The sequence below is a fragment of the Ruegeria sp. CF2 genome, from assembly GCF_056537385.1.
Genome location: NZ_JBQFRL010000001.1, coordinates 864,424 through 879,966, shown reverse-complemented (window position 1 = coordinate 879,966; position 15,543 = coordinate 864,424). Strand labels below are relative to the sequence as shown.

Genomic DNA, 15,543 nt, shown 5'->3' with positions numbered 1-15,543 from the left:
CCGTTTCCCTCGACCAACTTTTCCCGCCCGGCTAAACCCCGGGCGGGGCTTTTCATTCAAGCGGACAGGCGGCCCCATGGCGCTTTCACCTGAACAGATCACCCGGTTCCTGAAATCCGTGCACCCCTATGACGCGCTGCCGGTCGAGGAACTGGCCGACATCGCCGCCCGGATCGAAGCGCGCGCAATCCCAAAGGGCACCGTCATCTATCACCGCGGCGCGCAGTTGCCCGGACTGTTCATCATCTACGAAGGCCAGGTCGAGATCACCGACGAAAACGGCGCGGTCGTATCCCATCTGGGCCTGCGCAACTCGTTCGGCGAGCGTGGTCTGATGCGCGACGGGCGCGCGGTGACCACGGCAACGGCTGACGCGCCGTCGGTTCTGCTGATCATCCCCACCGATCTGTTTTCAGACCTGCTCCAGCGTCACGTCGTCGTCGCCAAATTCTTCAATCGGGCCCGCCCTGCACGGCCTGAACAGCAATCACTGGCCACCACCCGTGTCGAGACCCTGATGGCGCGCAAGCCGGCCACATGCACCCCGGACACGACCGTTCAGGAAGCCGCGCGCCTGATGCGCGACCGGGGCATTTCATCGGTCTGCATCACTGAGCGCGGCGCGTTGCGCGGCATTGCCACGGTTCGGGACCTGTCGGGCAAGGTCGTGGCGGGCGCCCTGCCCCCGACGACCCCGGTGTCACAGATCATGACCCCGGACCCGCTGACCCTGTCGCCCGGCGACATCGGCTCGGACGTGCTGCACGCGATGCTGGAACGCGGTATCGGTCATATCCCCATCACCGAGGGCGGGCGTCTGGTCGGAATGGTCACCCAGACCGACCTGACCCGGTTCCAGGCCGTCAGCTCGGCCGAGCTGGTCGGCCGCATCGCGCAGGCCGGGTCGGCGACCGAGATGGCCGCGGTCACGGCCGAGATCCCGAACCTGCTGGTGCAACTGGTGGCGGCGGGCAACCGGCACGAGATCGTCACCCGCCTGATCACCGACATCGCCGACGCCGCGACGCGCCGGCTGCTGGCGCTGGCCGAGCAGAAACTGGGCCCGGCGCCCGTCCCCTATCTTTGGCTGGCCTGCGGCTCGCAAGGCCGGCAAGAGCAGACGGGCGTGTCCGATCAGGACAATTGCCTGATGCTGGATGACAGCGTCACCGATGCCGACCTGCCCTATTTCGAGGCGCTGGCCAAATTCGTGTCCGACGGGCTGAACGCTTGCGGGTATTTCTATTGCCCCGGCGACATGATGGCGACCAACTCGCGCTGGCGGCAGCCGGTCCGGGTCTGGCGCGACTATTTCAATGGCTGGATCGCCAAGCCCAACCCCGAGGCGCAGATGCTGGCCTCGGTCATGTTCGACCTGCGCCCCATCGGTGGCCGGTTCGAGCTGTTTTCAGACCTGCAGGCCGAAACCCTGCGCGCGGCCCGGGCGAACTCGATCTTCGTGGCGCACTTGATCTCGAATTCGCTGAAGCACACGCCGCCGCTGGGCCTGCTGCGCGGGATCGCCACGATCCGCTCGGGCGAGCATCGCAACACGCTGGACCTCAAGCACAACGGCGTGGTTCCCGTGGTCGATCTGGGCCGCGTCTACAGCCTGCAGGGTGAATTGACCGAGGTGAACACCCGCGCGCGCCTCACGGCCGCCGAGGCCGCAGGGGTGCTCAGCCCGTCGGGCGCGCGCGACCTGATGGATGCCTACGACCTGATCGCGGAAACCCGGTTGAACCATCAGGTCAAACAGATCAGGAATGGCGACAAGCCAGACAACTATCTTGCGCCGTCTGAATTGTCGGACTTTGAGCGAAGTCATCTTCGGGACGCGTTTGTCGTGGTAAAGACGATGCAATCCGCGGTCGGGCACGGCAAGGGAATGCTGGGGTAAGGCTCCGGCCAATAAGAACGGAGGAGGAAGATGTTTCTTGAGCTGATCGGCACGATCTTTGCTGGTTTTGCCATCGCGGGCCTCGTGATGGGGCTGAACCGGCTGACCGGTGGCCGCCTGCCGAAATGGTCGGCTCCGGTTGCGGCCGGTTTGGGCATGATCGCGGTCACGATCATCAGCGAGTATTCCTGGTACGACCGCACCCGGGATGCCCTGCCCGAGGGCCTGACCGTCGTGCAGGAGGTCGAAAGCCGCGCGCTCTATCGCCCCTGGACCTATGCGGTGCCGTATGTCGACCGGTTCGCGGCCGTCGATACGGCCTCGTTGCGGACCAATGCGCAGGTGCCGGATCAGCGCCTGATCGACCTGTACTTCTTTGGCCGCTGGGCGCCGGTATCCAAGATGCCGATCGCTGTGAACTGCGCCGAGCACAGCCGTGCAAGTCTGGCGGATGGGGCCGAGTTCTCGGATGACGGGCGTCTGGTCGGTGCCGATTGGGTGCCGGTTGGCGCGGATGATCCGGTGGTCTCAGCCACTTGTGAGGCCTGACCATGCTGACCCGCCTGAGCCTGCGCCTGAGAATTTTTCTGTTCTTTTGCTTGCTTGCCGCGGGAGGCATCGCCATCACCCTGATCGCCCTTTGGCTTGGCCTGCGCCGGGCCGACCCCGCGGACATAACCAGCGCCTTCGTGTTCAGCGGCCTGCTGATCTCGTTTGGCTTGCTGGGGCTGGTCGCCGGTGTCTGGCTGCTGTTCGACGACAACGTGGCCAAACCGATCGAACGCTTGTCGGCGCAGTTGCGCGCACGTGCACATGCGGGGGTGGATACCGATCTTGACCTGCAGGCGGCACGCTATCTGGGTGATCTGGCCCCCGCCGCCGCCAGCCTTGCCGAACGACTGGCCACCACCGCCCTGTCCACCGCCGAAGCCGTTGCCGCCGAAACCGCGCATCTGGCGTCAGAGAAAGAACGTCTGACCGCGCTTCTGTCCGAGATCCCGGTCGCGATGCTGCTGGCGGGGCCAAACCACCAGATCGTTCTGTACGACGCGCAGGCCGCCGAGGTTCTGGCGCAGATTGCCCATCCCCGCCTGAACGCCTCGCTGTTCGACTATCTCGAACGCAAACCCTTGCTGGACGCTTACGAAAAGCTGTCGAAAACCGGCATGGATGTGTACTGCACTCTAGCCAGCGTGGACGGGCGGCAGACCTATACCGCGCGCATGAAACCGCTGGGCGACGCGCCGGGCTACATGCTGATCTTCGAGGACAGCGTCGCCCGCATTCCGCCAGAGGCCGCGCGCCCTCTGGTCTATGATTTCGATCTTCTGGACACCCCAGGCGACGAGGCGTTCGAAAACCGCCCGCTATCGCAACTGTGCTTTGTGGTCTTCGACACCGAAACCACCGGTTTGCTGCCGCACAAGGACGAGATCGTGCAGATCGGCGCCGTCCGTGTCGTCAAGGGGCGCATCGTCGAGGGCGAGCGGCTGGACACGCTGGTCAATCCGGGCATTCCGATCCCACCCGCTTCGACCAAGGTTCACAAGGTCAGTGACCGTATGGTGCAGGACGCACCCGACATCGCGCAAGCCGGGCGCATGTTCCACCACTTCGCCCGTGATGCCGTGATCGTGGCCCATAACGCACCTTTCGACATGGCGTTTCTGCGCCGTCATGCCAAGCGCATGGAAGTGACTTGGGATCACCCCATCCTGGACACGGTTCTGCTGTCAGCGGTCCTTTTCGGAGCCAGCGAAACCCATACGCTCGACGCTTTGTGCGAAAGACTGGGCGTGGAAATCCCCGAGACGCTCCGCCACACGGCTTTGGGGGATGCGGTTGCGACGGCTGAAGCATTGGTGCGGATGCTGCCGATGCTGGCTGCACGCGGTATGCAGACATTCGGCGACGTGATCGCAGAAACCCGCAAGCACGGTCGGCTGCTGGAAGACCTGAACTGAATCAGCCTATTGATCGCGATACAGCTTTTCGTGGACAATTCTGCTGCGGCATGGCACCCCGTGCCCGGCCACCAAACGAGCGCGCGATGACCGAAAGAACATTCAAACCCGGACCCGATCAAAGCATGGCCTTCCGCGAGGCTCTCGGGTGCTTTGGCACTGGTGTGACGGTCGTCACGACCAGCACCCCGGACGGTCCCTCGGCCATCACCGTCAACTCGTTTGCATCAGTGTCGCTGGATCCACCATTGGTCCTGTGGTGTCTGGCAAAAGAGTCGAACCGTTACGGGGCCTTTCAAGCAGCGCAACATTACTCGATCCATGTCGTGGCCGAGGATCAGCAGGATCTAGCCCTTCGTTTTGCCCGCAATGGCCTCGATTTCTCGCATGCAGACTGGTCCCCGGATCACAAAGGTCGGCCGCAGCTGAGCCAGTGTCTGGCCCGATTTGACTGCACAATGTCTGCCCGCCACGAGGCCGGGGATCATCTGATTCTCGTGGGAGAGGTCGAACAGGTCATGTACCGCACCGGCAAAGGCTTGATCTTCAAGCGCGGACAGTTCGGCGGTTTTGCCGACCTTTTGTAATTACTCGTCCAATGACCCGTGCACGGCAAAGGCCTCCAACTCGGCCTCTTGCGGCGTGATCACGCGAAACGCCTCGTGAACGCCGGACTCGGTCAGGCTGCGGGCAACGGTCAGCAGGGTGTTGGGGGCATGATCGTCACACATCTCGGACATATGGGCCAGCTCGGCCCGGGCCACGTCCAGCGCCGCCTCGACCGAGGGCGCGCCGTAAAGGCGCACGAAATGCTCGGCCAGGTTGGTGGCCAGCCGCTCCATCTCGGCCGGTTCGATCTGCGTCACCGCCACGAAGGTCACGCGCCCGAAGGTTTCAAGCCCCAGCCACCCGTTGGCAAAGGCTTGACGCGCCTTGCCGGCCAGGTCTGCCTCGCCCCAGTTCGAAAACTCGAACCCGCCCGAGATGCACCACTCGCCCGTTCGGGCGGGTGAGTGAAAGACGTTCAGGTCGCTTGCGTCGAAATGAATGGCGCGGGCCAGGTTCAATGGGCGTCCTCCAACAGACGGGTCAAGGGAACAAGCTGCGTATCCGCACCGTTCCGCAACAGCATGCCGAACCGCTCATCGGCCCCGAGAAACACGCCGCGATCACCATAGGGCTCTCCGACGCCCTGCAGCAAGCCCATCCATTCCCCGTGCAACGGCGCGTTGCCATCCTCGGACCAGCGGTTCAGCCAGGTCAGCATGTGACGCGACCAGCTTTCGACCAGCTGCACCGGGGACACTTCCGCGCAGCCTTCGTCATACAGGGCCGTCACATCGGGCGACTTGCCGGGCTCGTCCCCGGTTTGCAGCAAGGCCAGTTCCCAGCCGACGACCAGCCAGTCGGGATAGGTTTCCGGATCCGAGGTCGACGCGGCCACACGAAACCGGCCACAGCGGGCCCCGTTGACAAAAATCGGCCCGTCCCATCCCAGATGAACCGCCACCTCGGGCGGAGCCAGCGCGCCCAGCGCGTTCTGGAACCCGACGGCGCACAGCGGCAGCATGGCCATGGCGTCCTGCAAGGGCACCTCGGGCGCAAATACGATGGCCGCGCGCAGGCGATCCGCCTGGATGTTGTAGACGACGCTGCCCGCATCGCAGCCCAGCGCCGCCATGGCCTGCGCATGGTCGAACGGGTCTTCCCCACCCTGCACCGGGTGCCCGGACAGCAATGGGGGAAAGACCGGCTGCGTCATGCCTTGCCCGCGGCGATCAGATCGCGGGCGATCTTGCGGAAGGCCTCGGCCTGCGGGCTGTCGGGTTTGCTAACCACGATCGGTGCCCCGCCATCGGCGGCCACGCGGATATCCAGATGCAGAGGGATTTCCCCCAGCAACGGCACACCCAGTTCGGCGGCTTCGGCGGCGACGCCTCCATGACCGAACACATGTTCCTCGTGCCCGCAGTTCGAGCAGATATGCGTGGACATGTTCTCGATCATGCCGACGATCGGCGTCTTCAACTGGCGGAACATGTCGATGCCCTTGCGCGCGTCGATCAGGGCCACGTCCTGCGGGGTCGAGACGACGATCGCCCCGTCCACCTTGAACTTCTGGCTCAGCGTCAGCTGCACGTCACCGGTGCCGGGCGGCAGATCGACGATCAGCACGTCCAACGCGCCCCATTGCACCTGGCTCATCATCTGCTGCAGCGCGCCCATCAGCATCGGGCCACGCCAGACCACCGCCTGACCTTCATTGGTCATCAACCCCATCGACATCATGGTGACGCCGTGATTGCGCAGTGGCAGGATGGTTTTGCCATCGGGGCTGGCGGGCCGCCCGGACACGCCCAGCATGCGTGGCTGCGAAGGGCCGTAGACATCGGCATCCAGCAATCCAACGCGCCGCCCTTCGGCCGCCAGCGCACAGGCCAGGTTGGCCGAAACGGTCGACTTTCCGACCCCGCCCTTGCCCGAGGCCACGGCGATGATCCGGTCCACCCCCGGCACCGCCTGCGGCCCGGTCTGCGAGGGTTTGGGCTTGGGTTTCAAATCCGGCGGCGCCTTGTCGGAATGCGCGGTCAGCATGGCCGAGACCTTGGAAACCCCGTCGACCATCTGCGCCGCCTTTTCGGCGGTGGCGCGCACCGGTTCCATCTTGTCGGCATTCTTAGGGTCGATTTCGAGAACGAAGCGCACGGTATCGCCCTCGACATTCAGCGCGCGGACCACGCCCGCGCTGACGATGTCCTGCCCCGAAACCGGGTCGGTGATCTTCTTCAGGTTCGCCAGAACAGCGTCGCGGATGCTCATGCGTCGCCGTCCTTGATCTGGCCGGTCACGACATGTTCGACGTCTAGGCCGTCAATCGTCAGGACCATCTTGGCCTCAAAGCTTTTGCCTGCCGGATCGCCCGCCTTGCGCAGCGCGTCTTCGATGGCCTGCTGGCTGGTCACGCCAACCTGTTTGAGGAATTTGCGCATCGACATGTTGTAATCGCCGCTCATCGCCGTTGTCTCCGTCTTGTTCGTTCATTTGACGCATTCGCCCTGTCACCGTTAGGCTGGGCCATGCGCTTTGTTCTTTTGTGCCTGAGCCTGACGCTCTTCGCCAGCCCCTCTTGGTCGCAGGAGGAGATTGGTCTGGCCGCGCCGGAAGATGTCGCACGCTCGGGTCTTTTGAAACATATTCTTCCGCGCTTCTCGCTCAAGACCGGAATCCGCGTTGTCGCGGATGATGCGGGCGCGATGGTTCTTGCGGTCGGACCGCCGGGGCAGCCGGTGTTTCAGCGCGGCGGCGACATCTATCACCTGCGCATTCAGGACGAGACGCGGCAGGCCCGTTTTCAGGATTGGCTGATGTCCGATGTGGGCAAGCGCACCGTCGAAAGCTTTGCACCGACCGAGGGCGGCCCGTTCTCGGCCAGTTTCCAAACGGTCGCTGCGCCCGAGTCGGATACCATCGAAGGCGACGCCTTGCTGGGTGAAAAGCTGTCGCTGACCCATTGCGGGCGCTGCCATGTGATTGGCCCGCAGAACAGGATGAACGGGTTGGGCTCCACGCCGTCCTTTGCGGTGCTGCGCGCGATGCCGGACTGGTCGAACCGGTTCCAGGCGTTCTTCGCCTTGAACCCACATCCGTCCTTTACCCAGATCGAAGGGATCACTGCGCCTTTCGACCCCGAACGCCCCCCGCCCATTCACCCGCTGATGCTGACGCAAGACGAGCTTGATGCGATCCTCGCGTATGTCTCGGTCATCCGCGCGGCCGATCTGGGGGCGCCGCTCAAGCTTCAGTGATCCTTGCGCTTGCTGAAGTAGTCATCGGTGGTAACGACCTTGGGCTTGGGCTTGGAGGTAAACGGATTATTCTCGCTGTGGAACTGCGCCTGGACACGGCAATCGTCACACATCTGGATCATCTTCGCCTGCTCGGACGAGGCGAACATTGGGTGGCTGCCGGCCAGCTTTTCCATGATCCGCTCGACCGTAGATTTCACCCCGAACAGAGCACCGCATTCGATGCAGGCAAAGGGCTCTTCTTCGTTCAGGACACGCGGCGACAACGCGCGGTCGCTCAGGTCCAGTTCTGGCACTAGGGTGATCGCGCTTTCGGGACAGATGGTCTTGCACAGCCCGCATTGCAGGCAGGCATCCTGCTGAAAGTTCAGCTGTGGCATGTCGGGGTTGTCGATCAATGCGCCTGACGGGCACAGCGACACGCAGCTCAGGCACAGGGTGCAGGCCTCGGTGTCCACCGCCACCGCGCCATAGGGCGCGTGTTCCGGCAGAGGCAGCGACTCGGACGCATCAGGGCGCAGCGCCTGCGCCGCCAGCCGCGTAATCTGGCGCCGGTTGCCCAGCGGCAGAACTGGCTGGGCCAGTGGCTGCGGCACGTCCTGCGTGTAGAGCAGATCGGCCAGCACATCGGGATCGGAGTCGTCGATCACTCCAACGACGTCCGCTCCGGCGATGGCCAGCGCCAGCGGCAGTTCGCGCTGCAACGCATCCCGCTCGGTCGTCGGGGCCAGCAGGATGTCCACCCGCGCAAAGCCATGAGCCAAGGCAGCCAGCATCTCGGCATGTCCAAAGCCGGACACCACACCCAGTTCCAGCGGAATCACATCGGCAGGCAGCCCGCGCCCGAACCGCGCGGTCAGCCGGATCATCTCGGCCCCGTGGGCGTCATGCACCAACAGGCGCGGGGCACGCCCTCCGGCCTGACGAAAGGTCGCCGCCAGGGTCTGCATCCGCGCCAGCAGGGCCGCCACCGGCGGATCCTCGTAGCTGATCGCGGTCGAAGGGCACAGGGCCGCGCATTCACCGCAGCCCGCGCAGACCATCGGGTCTATGGCCACGTGGTCTCCGGCCGGGGTTATGGCCCCGGTGGGGCAGATATCCAGACAGTTGGAACAGCCCACCTGGTCGGCCCGCGAATGGGCGCACAGGGTCTCTTCGAGCCGGACATACAGCGGCTTTTCGAAGGTCCCGACCAGCTGCGCCGCGTCAAAGGCCAACCGGGCAACCGCCACCGCATCGCGCGGATCGGCGCGCAGGTAACCTTCGCGCTTGTCGGGGGCCGTCACGAAGGGCGTACCCCCCGCCAGGTCGATCAGCACATCGCAGGCCGACGCCGCACCGTCGCGCGGCGGGGTCCAGGCAAACGCACCGCGCCCTGCCGGATCAATCTGCTGCAACGCATCCAACCGCAGGTTGAACCCGCCCAGCGCCCCCGAGACCGACCGGACCCGCGCGCGCACCACGTCATAGGCCCGGCTGTCAGGCTGCGCCTCATCGGTGACGACCACCGTCACCGCCATCGTGTCCGACAGTCGCTGTGCAAGGTCAAACGCAACCTCACCCGGCCCGATGATGCAGGCGGTGCCTTCGCTGATGACATCCACGCTGGGCGTGATCGGCTGTTGCAACAGAGCCTCGGCCGCCAGCGCCGCCATCTTGGGCATCGCCGACCGCCCTTGCTCGGACCAGCCGGCCCGGTCGCGCAGATCGACAAAGCCGGGGTGATCCACGCCCAGTTCCTCGGCCAGTTCTTGAAACACTTGGGCTTCTTGACCGCAGGCGATGACGATCTGGTCATCCGACTGCATCAGCTTGGCCGCAGCGGTCAGTTCGGAGGTGCACAGCGCCGTGTGGACCCTGCTGCATTCAGCACCGCAGGCGTCCGATATCCCCTGCCCGTCCTGGGCCTGACTTCCGGCGCAATCGCACAAGACCAATTTGGTGACCATGTTCCCCCCGCATCTCTTCCTTGCCCCTAACCTTAGACCCAAACGCCGCCCATGCAACGTGTGGCGGCCGGTTCTGGTCAGAAACTCTGCCTCGCCCGCCAAAGTCGGCTGATCGTCGCCGCGACCCATTTGCGACGATTTTTTTCCAGATCACGACCATTTCAGGCCGCTGCGGACTTGGCACGTGGCCCATTTGTGTACCATAGTGAACCTGAGGGAAAGCAGGGGAGAGCTTTTCCGGGGAGGATCAAAGTGGCCGAGGCCGCAAAACAGATCGAAATGCCGGTTGGCGTCGTCGTGCGCAAGACACCGGGGGTCACGCGCTGGGCCCGGTGGAATTGGCGCGCGGTCGCGGTGCTGCCCGGCGCCCCACCGGCTGACTGGGTCGAACTGCGGCGCGAGGGCGATGCGGTCGAATACCACGCCGCCACCCTGCCCTTGAAACTCTGGTCCGATGAAACCGAGGCCTATATGGCCAATCTCTCGGACAGCCAGCCATCGCTGTATCTTGTCCTGCGTGACGATGCCGAAGGTGACCGCCCGCTGAACGCGTTTCTGATCACCGCTTCACCTTATGAAGGGCAGGACTATGCCGATACCGGCGAAGAGATCGTGGAAAAGATCCCGATGACCGAAGGCCTGATTGCTTGGGTGCGCGATTTCACTCTGGCCCATCACCGCGATGAGGTGTTCGTCAAACGCCGCCGCGACAAGAAACGGGTGGATCTTGTGGAAGACGGCAAGGGCGATGCGCGCATCCGGCAGACCTCGGATGTCTACCGCGCCCCCCGGAGGGCCCTGCAATGAGCGCCCGACAGGATTTCTGGTCTCGCCGCAAGGCCGCCGTGCAGGCCGAAGCACATGCCGAACAAGAGGCCCTGACCGCGCAGGAGATCGCCGCACAGCAGGCCGAACTGGAAGAAAAGACCGACGCCGAGATTTTGGCCGAGCTTGACCTGCCCGACCCGGACCTGCTGCAGGCGGGCGACGACGTTTCGGGCTTCATGGCCAAGGCCGTGCCGGACCGTCTGCGCCGCCGCGCCTTGCGGCGCTTGTGGCGGTTGAACCCGGTGCTGGCGAATGTGGATGGGCTGGTCGATTACGGCGAGGATTACACCGACGCCGCCTGCGTGGTCGAAAACCTGCAGACGGCCTATCAGGTGGGCAAAGGCATGTTGCGCCATATCGAGGCGTTGGCCGAGCAGAAGGAAGCCGAGGAACACCCGGTCGAGGCCGAAGCCGAGCCGGAAACCGAAACGCCCGAGCCTGAAGCCGAGCCGGCGCCCCCTGTCGAAGTGGCAGACGCCATCCAACCGGATGAGGACGAACGCCCCCCGGCCCCGCGGCGCATGAAATTTGAATTCGAAGGATGACACGATGAACATTCGCGACCCGCAGACGTTCGAGATTTCCCCCGAGGACCGTCTGCGCGCGGATTTCTACAACTTTCTGGGCCTGCTTCTGGCCACACCGCCCGACCAGACCCTGCTGAGCCAGATCGCGGCGTTGTCGGGGGACGAGACCGATCTGGGCCAGGCCATTCAGGCCATGGCCCGCGTGGCCAAGGTGACCAAGCCCGAAGCGGCCGAGCGCGAGTTCAACGCATTGTTCATCGGGCTGGGGCGCGGAGAACTGCTGCCTTATGCCAGCTTCTACCTGACCGGTTTCCTGAACGAGAAACCGCTGGCGCAGCTGCGCAACGACATGGCCGCGCGGGGCATCACCCGGGCGTCAAACGTGTTCGAACCCGAAGACAACATCGCCTCGCTGATGGAGATGATGGGCGGCATGATCGTCGGCCGTTTCGGCGGCCCGGCCACGTTGGGAGATCAAAAGACGTTCTGGAACAAGCACATCGGCCCCTGGGCCGAGCACTTCTTCTCGGACCTGGAAGCAGCCGAACATTCGGTTCTCTATGCCTCGGTCGGCACAGCCGGCCGGGTCTTCATGGAGATCGAACGCGAGGCCTTCCGCATGACGACGCACTAGGCGGCCGTCATTCGCTGGCGCCCCGGCGGGCGCTGAACCGCAAATGGGAAAGGAGGATCCCATGAGCAAGACCAAGGAGACCGGCGCCAGCCGCCGCGACTTCCTGAAACTGGCGGGCACCGCGGCCCCGGCAGCCGTTGCAGCGGCCAGCCTGGGAACCGAAGCCGAAGCGGCCGAGCAACCCTCGGACGAGACCCGCATTCAGGACACGGCGCATACCCGCGCCTATTTCGACAGCGCGCGCTTCTAGGCCGCCCCGGCGACGCCCGGCGCAGGTCCGGACGTGGTCACACTCGGCTGACGGTTGCGATTGGCCCTGACGTCGATTTCGAAACACCAAGCCAGCCATGGTCAACATGGCCAGCAAGGGAGGAAGGAAATGCTTAGGAAAAAGACCAACGGGGTTGCGAGACGCCCCCAGCGGACAAGTATCCTGTCCCAAATCGGCGAAAAGAGCGTCGATCGCCGCGCGTTCCTGCGTGGCTCGGGCCTGACGATCGGCGGCCTGGCCGCGATCAGCGCCACGGGTGGAACCGTGTCGCCCGCCAGCGCCCAGACCGCAGCCAACACGGCTGTGGAGAACATCAAATCCGTCTGCACGCATTGCTCGGTCGGCTGTACCGTGGTTGCCGAAGTGCAGAACGGCGTCTGGATCGGGCAGGAACCCGGTTGGGACAGCCCGTTCAACCTGGGCGCTCACTGTGCCAAGGGGGCCGCTGTCCGTGAACACGCCCACGGCGAACGCCGCCTGAAATACCCGATGAAGAAAGAGGGTGGCGAGTGGAAGCGCATCAGCTGGGAACAGGCGATCGACGAGATCGGCGACGGCATGATGAGCATCCGCGAGGAAAGCGGACCTGACAGCGTCTATTGGCTGGGTTCGGCCAAGCACAACAACGAACAGGCCTATCTGTTCCGCAAGTTCGCGGCCTACTGGGGCACCAACAACGTGGACCACCAGGCGCGGATCTGCCACTCGACCACCGTTGCGGGTGTTGCGAATACATGGGGCTACGGCGCCATGACCAACAGCTACAATGACATCCACAATTCCAAGGCGATCTTCATCATCGGCGGCAACCCGGCCGAGGCGCACCCCGTCTCGCTGCTGCACGTCCTGCGCGCGAAAGAGCAGAACAACGCCCCGCTGATCGTCTGCGATCCGCGCTTTACGCGCACCGCGGCCCATGCCGACGAATATGTCCGCTTCCGCCCCGGCACCGACGTGGCGCTGATCTGGGGTATCCTGTGGCACATCTTCGACAACAGCTGGGAAGACAAAGAGTTCATCCGCACCCGTGTCTGGGGCATGGACCAGATCCGCGAGGAGGTCGCCAACTGGACCCCCGAAGAGACCGAGCGCGTCACCGGCGTGCCGGGATCGCAGCTCAAGCGCGTGGCGCGGACGTTGGCCAACAACCGTCCCGGCACCGTGATCTGGTGCATGGGCGGCACCCAGCACACCAACGGCAACAACAACACGCGCGCCTACTGCGTGCTGCAGCTGGCGTTGGGCAACATGGGCACCTCGGGCGGCGGCACCAACATCTTCCGCGGCCATGACAACGTGCAGGGCGCCACCGATCTGGGCGTTCTGTCCCACACCCTGCCCGGCTATTACGGCCTGTCCGCAGGCGCATGGGGTCATTGGGCCCGCGTCTGGGGCGAGGAGCCGGAGTGGCTGGCTGGCCAGTTCGCAATGGTCAAGGACAAGGACGGCAAGGACAAGTCGCTGCAGAACGAACGGGGCATCCCGGTTTCGCGCTGGATCGACGGTGTTCTGGAAGATCCCGAGAACATGGATCAGCCCAACAACGTCCGCGCCATGGTTCTGTGGGGCCACGCGCCCAACTCGCAGACCCGGATGGTCGAAATGAAGACGGCGATGGAAAAGTTGGACATGCTGGTCGTGATCGACCCGTATCCCACCGTTTCCGCGGTCCTGCATGACCGGACCGATGGCGTCTATCTGCTGCCGGCCTGCACACAGTTCGAAACCCGTGGCTCGGTCACGGCCTCGAACCGTTCGCTGCAGTGGCGCGACAAGGTGGTCGATCCGCTGTTCGAAAGCCTGCCGGACGAGGTCATCATGGCCAAGTTCGCCAACAAGTTCGGCTGGGCGGACCGGTTCTTCCGCAATATCGAGATGGAGGACCCCGAAACCCCGAATGTCGAAAGCATCACGCGCGAGTTCAACGCGGGGCTGTGGACAATCGGCTATACCGGTCAGTCGCCAGAGCGGATCAAAAGCCATATGGCCAACCAGCACACGTTCGACAGAACCACGCTGCAGGCGGTGGGCGGTCCGAATGATGGCGAATACTACGGTTTGCCGTGGCCCTGCTGGGGCACCGCCGAGATGGGGCATCCGGGAACGCCAAACCTCTATGACATGTCCAAACCGGTGGCCGAGGGCGGCCTGACCTTCCGCGCACGTTTCGGCGTCGAGCGTGACGGTCAGAACCTGCTGGCCGAAGGGGTCTACAGCGTCGGCTCGGAAATCCAGGACGGATACCCCGAGTTCACGATGCAGATGCTGATGGATCTGGGCTGGGATGGCGACCTGACGGCCGAGGAACGCGCGGCCATCGAAGCAGTGGCCGGGCCCAAGACCAACTGGAAGACCGACCTGTCGGGCGGCATCCAGCGGGTGGCCATCAAGCATGGCTGTGCGCCCTTCGGCAACGCCAAGGCCCGCACCGTGGTCTGGACCTTCCCGGATCCGATCCCGCTGCACCGCGAGCCGCTGTACACGCCGCGGCGCGATCTGGTGGCTGACTATCCCACCTACGAGGACCGCCAGGCCTATCGCCTTCCGACCTTGTATGCTTCGATCCAGAAGAACGACTTTTCAAAGGATTACCCGATAATCCTAACGTCAGGTCGTCTGGTCGAATATGAAGGTGGCGGCGACGAGACACGGTCGAACCCGTGGCTGGCCGAGCTGCAGCAGGACATGTTCGTCGAGATCAATCCGCGTGACGCCAACAACCTTGGCATTCGCGACGGATCGCAGGTCTGGGTCGAAGGTCCCGAGGGCGGCAAGGTCAAGGTGATGGCGATGCTGACCGAAAGGGTCGGTGCCGGCGTGGCCTTCATGCCGTTCCACTTTGGCGGCCATTTCCAGGGCGCGGACCTTAGGGAGAAATACCCGAAAGGCGCCGACCCGTACGTGCTGGGTGAAAGCACCAACACCGCCCAGACCTATGGCTATGATACAGTGACCCAGATGCAGGAGACCAAAGCGACTCTCTGCAAGATCTGGGCAGCGTAAGGAGGACGACAATGGCTAGAGCAAAGTTTCTCTGCGACGCTGAACGCTGCATCGAGTGCAACGCCTGCGTGACCGCGTGCAAGAACGAACACGAGGTCCCGTGGGGCATCAACCGCCGCCGGGTGGTGACGATCAATGACGGCAAACCGGGTGAACGCTCGATCTCGGTTGCCTGCATGCATTGTTCGGATGCGCCTTGCATGGCGGTGTGCCCGGTCGACTGCTTCTATCAGAACGAAGAAGGCGTCGTCCTGCACTCCAAGGACCTGTGCATCGGCTGCGGCTATTGCTTCTATGCGTGCCCGTTCGGCGCGCCGCAATACCCGCAGGCCGGCAACTTCGGATCGCGCGGCAAGATGGACAAATGTACCTTCTGCGCCGGCGGTCCCGAGGAAACGCACTCGACCGCAGAGTTCGCCAAATACGGCCGCAACCGGATCGCCGAGGGCAAACTGCCCATCTGCGCCGAGATGTGTTCGACCAAAGCCCTGCTCGCCGGTGACGGTGACGTGGTCTCGGCCATCTACCGCGAACGCGTCGTGGCTCGCGGGTTCGGCTCGGGCGCCTGGGGTTGGGGCACGGCCTACGACCAGAAGGACGGCTGAGACCTCAGCCTGACAACACGGGTGACCCGCGCAGGTGGGTCACCCGATTTTGGATT

Annotated in this window: 16 protein-coding genes; 11 read left to right on the top strand and 5 right to left on the bottom strand. The window is 64.2% G+C overall.

Annotation, left to right across the window (positions count from 1 at the left end; all coding sequences use genetic code 11):
* The first annotated feature begins 76 nt into the window (after positions 1-76).
* The 4 genes from ACR0IR_RS04305 to ACR0IR_RS04290 all read left to right on the top strand — a co-directional run bounded on the left by ACR0IR_RS04305 (position 77) and on the right by ACR0IR_RS04290 (position 4,451).
* Positions 77-1,900, top strand: coding sequence for a DUF294 nucleotidyltransferase-like domain-containing protein (locus ACR0IR_RS04305; protein ID WP_170363653.1), 1,824 nt, complete (start codon positions 77-79; stop codon positions 1,898-1,900).
* A 30-nt stretch (positions 1,901-1,930) separates the two neighbouring features.
* Positions 1,931-2,449, top strand: a complete 519-nt coding sequence (locus ACR0IR_RS04300) for a hypothetical protein (protein WP_170357569.1) — start codon at positions 1,931-1,933, stop codon at positions 2,447-2,449.
* Between the two features lie 2 nt (positions 2,450-2,451).
* Entirely contained in the window at positions 2,452-3,864 is a 1,413-nt protein-coding gene (locus ACR0IR_RS04295) for a 3'-5' exonuclease (RefSeq protein WP_170363654.1), read from the top strand.
* An 86-nt stretch (positions 3,865-3,950) separates the two neighbouring features.
* The gene (locus tag ACR0IR_RS04290) at positions 3,951-4,451 is read left to right on the top strand and encodes a flavin reductase family protein (protein WP_480778976.1); all 501 of its coding nucleotides are present in this window, start codon (positions 3,951-3,953) and stop codon (positions 4,449-4,451) included.
* On the opposite strand, the gene ACR0IR_RS04285 is transcribed toward ACR0IR_RS04290, so the two are convergent.
* From ACR0IR_RS04285 to ACR0IR_RS04270, 4 genes are read right to left on the bottom strand one after another with little or no spacing between them, the layout of a single operon-like run.
* Positions 4,452-4,931 carry a DUF6505 family protein gene (locus ACR0IR_RS04285; protein WP_170363656.1) on the bottom strand — a complete coding sequence of 160 codons (480 nt, stop codon included), beginning with the start codon at positions 4,929-4,931 and terminating at the stop codon, positions 4,452-4,454.
* Positions 4,928-5,626: a biotin/lipoate--protein ligase family protein gene (locus tag ACR0IR_RS04280; RefSeq protein ID WP_170363657.1), complete on the bottom strand. Its 699-nt coding sequence runs from the start codon at positions 5,624-5,626 to the stop codon at positions 4,928-4,930. The genes ACR0IR_RS04285 and ACR0IR_RS04280 overlap by 4 nt, the downstream gene beginning before the upstream one ends.
* The gene (locus ACR0IR_RS04275; protein ID WP_170363658.1) at positions 5,623-6,684 is read right to left on the bottom strand and encodes an Mrp/NBP35 family ATP-binding protein; all 1,062 of its coding nucleotides are present in this window, start codon (positions 6,682-6,684) and stop codon (positions 5,623-5,625) included. Before ACR0IR_RS04275 ends, ACR0IR_RS04280 begins: the two co-directional genes overlap by 4 nt.
* Positions 6,681-6,878 (bottom strand): DUF6494 family protein, encoded by a 198-nt coding sequence (locus ACR0IR_RS04270; RefSeq protein WP_005983748.1) that lies wholly within the window; start codon positions 6,876-6,878, stop codon positions 6,681-6,683. The genes ACR0IR_RS04275 and ACR0IR_RS04270 overlap by 4 nt, the downstream gene beginning before the upstream one ends.
* Positions 6,879-6,941: 63 nt before the next feature.
* Between ACR0IR_RS04270 and ACR0IR_RS04265 the strand changes: the two genes are divergently transcribed.
* Entirely contained in the window at positions 6,942-7,670 is a 729-nt protein-coding gene (locus ACR0IR_RS04265) for a c-type cytochrome (RefSeq protein WP_170363659.1), read from the top strand.
* On the opposite strand, the gene ACR0IR_RS04260 is transcribed toward ACR0IR_RS04265, so the two are convergent.
* Positions 7,664-9,619: a 4Fe-4S binding protein gene (locus tag ACR0IR_RS04260; protein WP_170363660.1), complete on the bottom strand. Its 1,956-nt coding sequence runs from the start codon at positions 9,617-9,619 to the stop codon at positions 7,664-7,666. The two genes, ACR0IR_RS04265 and ACR0IR_RS04260, sit on opposite strands and share 7 nt — an antisense overlap.
* A gap of 252 nt (positions 9,620-9,871) precedes the next feature.
* Between ACR0IR_RS04260 and ACR0IR_RS04255 the strand changes: the two genes are divergently transcribed.
* The 6 genes from ACR0IR_RS04255 to fdh3B all read left to right on the top strand — a co-directional run bounded on the left by ACR0IR_RS04255 (position 9,872) and on the right by fdh3B (position 15,487).
* A complete protein-coding gene (locus tag ACR0IR_RS04255) occupies positions 9,872-10,426 on the top strand; it encodes a DUF3305 domain-containing protein (RefSeq protein WP_170363661.1) in 555 nt (184 codons plus the stop codon).
* Positions 10,423-10,992, top strand: coding sequence for a DUF3306 domain-containing protein (locus ACR0IR_RS04250; protein WP_170363662.1), 570 nt, complete (start codon positions 10,423-10,425; stop codon positions 10,990-10,992). The genes ACR0IR_RS04255 and ACR0IR_RS04250 overlap by 4 nt, the downstream gene beginning before the upstream one ends.
* Before the next feature lie 4 nt (positions 10,993-10,996).
* On the top strand, positions 10,997-11,608 hold the full coding sequence (locus ACR0IR_RS04245; protein ID WP_170363663.1) for a TorD/DmsD family molecular chaperone: 612 nt from the start codon (positions 10,997-10,999) through the stop codon (positions 11,606-11,608).
* Between the two features lie 61 nt (positions 11,609-11,669).
* The gene (locus tag ACR0IR_RS04240) at positions 11,670-11,858 is read left to right on the top strand and encodes a twin-arginine translocation signal domain-containing protein (RefSeq protein ID WP_005983760.1); all 189 of its coding nucleotides are present in this window, start codon (positions 11,670-11,672) and stop codon (positions 11,856-11,858) included.
* Positions 11,859-11,987: 129 nt separating this feature from the next.
* On the top strand, positions 11,988-14,882 hold the full coding sequence (locus ACR0IR_RS04235) for a formate dehydrogenase subunit alpha (protein ID WP_170363664.1): 2,895 nt from the start codon (positions 11,988-11,990) through the stop codon (positions 14,880-14,882).
* 11 nt (positions 14,883-14,893) lie between these two features.
* Positions 14,894-15,487 carry a formate dehydrogenase FDH3 subunit beta gene (fdh3B, locus tag ACR0IR_RS04230; protein ID WP_005983764.1) on the top strand — a complete coding sequence of 198 codons (594 nt, stop codon included), beginning with the start codon at positions 14,894-14,896 and terminating at the stop codon, positions 15,485-15,487.
* Positions 15,488-15,543: the final 56 nt, after the last annotated feature.

What these genes read in the sequence shown, in the direction of transcription:
- ACR0IR_RS04305 (WP_170363653.1), top strand. Translation starts at nt 77, where the DNA reads ATGGCGCTTTCACCTGAACAGATCACCCGGTTCCTGAAATCCGTGCAC.
- ACR0IR_RS04300 (WP_170357569.1), top strand. Translation starts at nt 1,931, where the DNA reads ATGTTTCTTGAGCTGATCGGCACGATCTTTGCTGGTTTTGCCATCGCG.
- ACR0IR_RS04295 (WP_170363654.1), top strand. Translation starts at nt 2,452, where the DNA reads ATGCTGACCCGCCTGAGCCTGCGCCTGAGAATTTTTCTGTTCTTTTGC.
- ACR0IR_RS04290 (WP_480778976.1), top strand. Translation starts at nt 3,951, where the DNA reads ATGACCGAAAGAACATTCAAACCCGGACCCGATCAAAGCATGGCCTTC.
- ACR0IR_RS04280 (WP_170363657.1), bottom strand. Translation starts at nt 5,626, where the DNA reads ATGACGCAGCCGGTCTTTCCCCCATTGCTGTCCGGGCACCCGGTGCAG.
- ACR0IR_RS04275 (WP_170363658.1), bottom strand. Translation starts at nt 6,684, where the DNA reads ATGAGCATCCGCGACGCTGTTCTGGCGAACCTGAAGAAGATCACCGAC.
- ACR0IR_RS04270 (WP_005983748.1), bottom strand. Translation starts at nt 6,878, where the DNA reads ATGAGCGGCGATTACAACATGTCGATGCGCAAATTCCTCAAACAGGTT.
- ACR0IR_RS04265 (WP_170363659.1), top strand. Translation starts at nt 6,942, where the DNA reads ATGCGCTTTGTTCTTTTGTGCCTGAGCCTGACGCTCTTCGCCAGCCCC.
- ACR0IR_RS04260 (WP_170363660.1), bottom strand. Translation starts at nt 9,619, where the DNA reads ATGGTCACCAAATTGGTCTTGTGCGATTGCGCCGGAAGTCAGGCCCAG.
- ACR0IR_RS04250 (WP_170363662.1), top strand. Translation starts at nt 10,423, where the DNA reads ATGAGCGCCCGACAGGATTTCTGGTCTCGCCGCAAGGCCGCCGTGCAG.
- ACR0IR_RS04245 (WP_170363663.1), top strand. Translation starts at nt 10,997, where the DNA reads ATGAACATTCGCGACCCGCAGACGTTCGAGATTTCCCCCGAGGACCGT.
- ACR0IR_RS04240 (WP_005983760.1), top strand. Translation starts at nt 11,670, where the DNA reads ATGAGCAAGACCAAGGAGACCGGCGCCAGCCGCCGCGACTTCCTGAAA.
- ACR0IR_RS04235 (WP_170363664.1), top strand. Translation starts at nt 11,988, where the DNA reads ATGCTTAGGAAAAAGACCAACGGGGTTGCGAGACGCCCCCAGCGGACA.
- fdh3B (WP_005983764.1), top strand. Translation starts at nt 14,894, where the DNA reads ATGGCTAGAGCAAAGTTTCTCTGCGACGCTGAACGCTGCATCGAGTGC.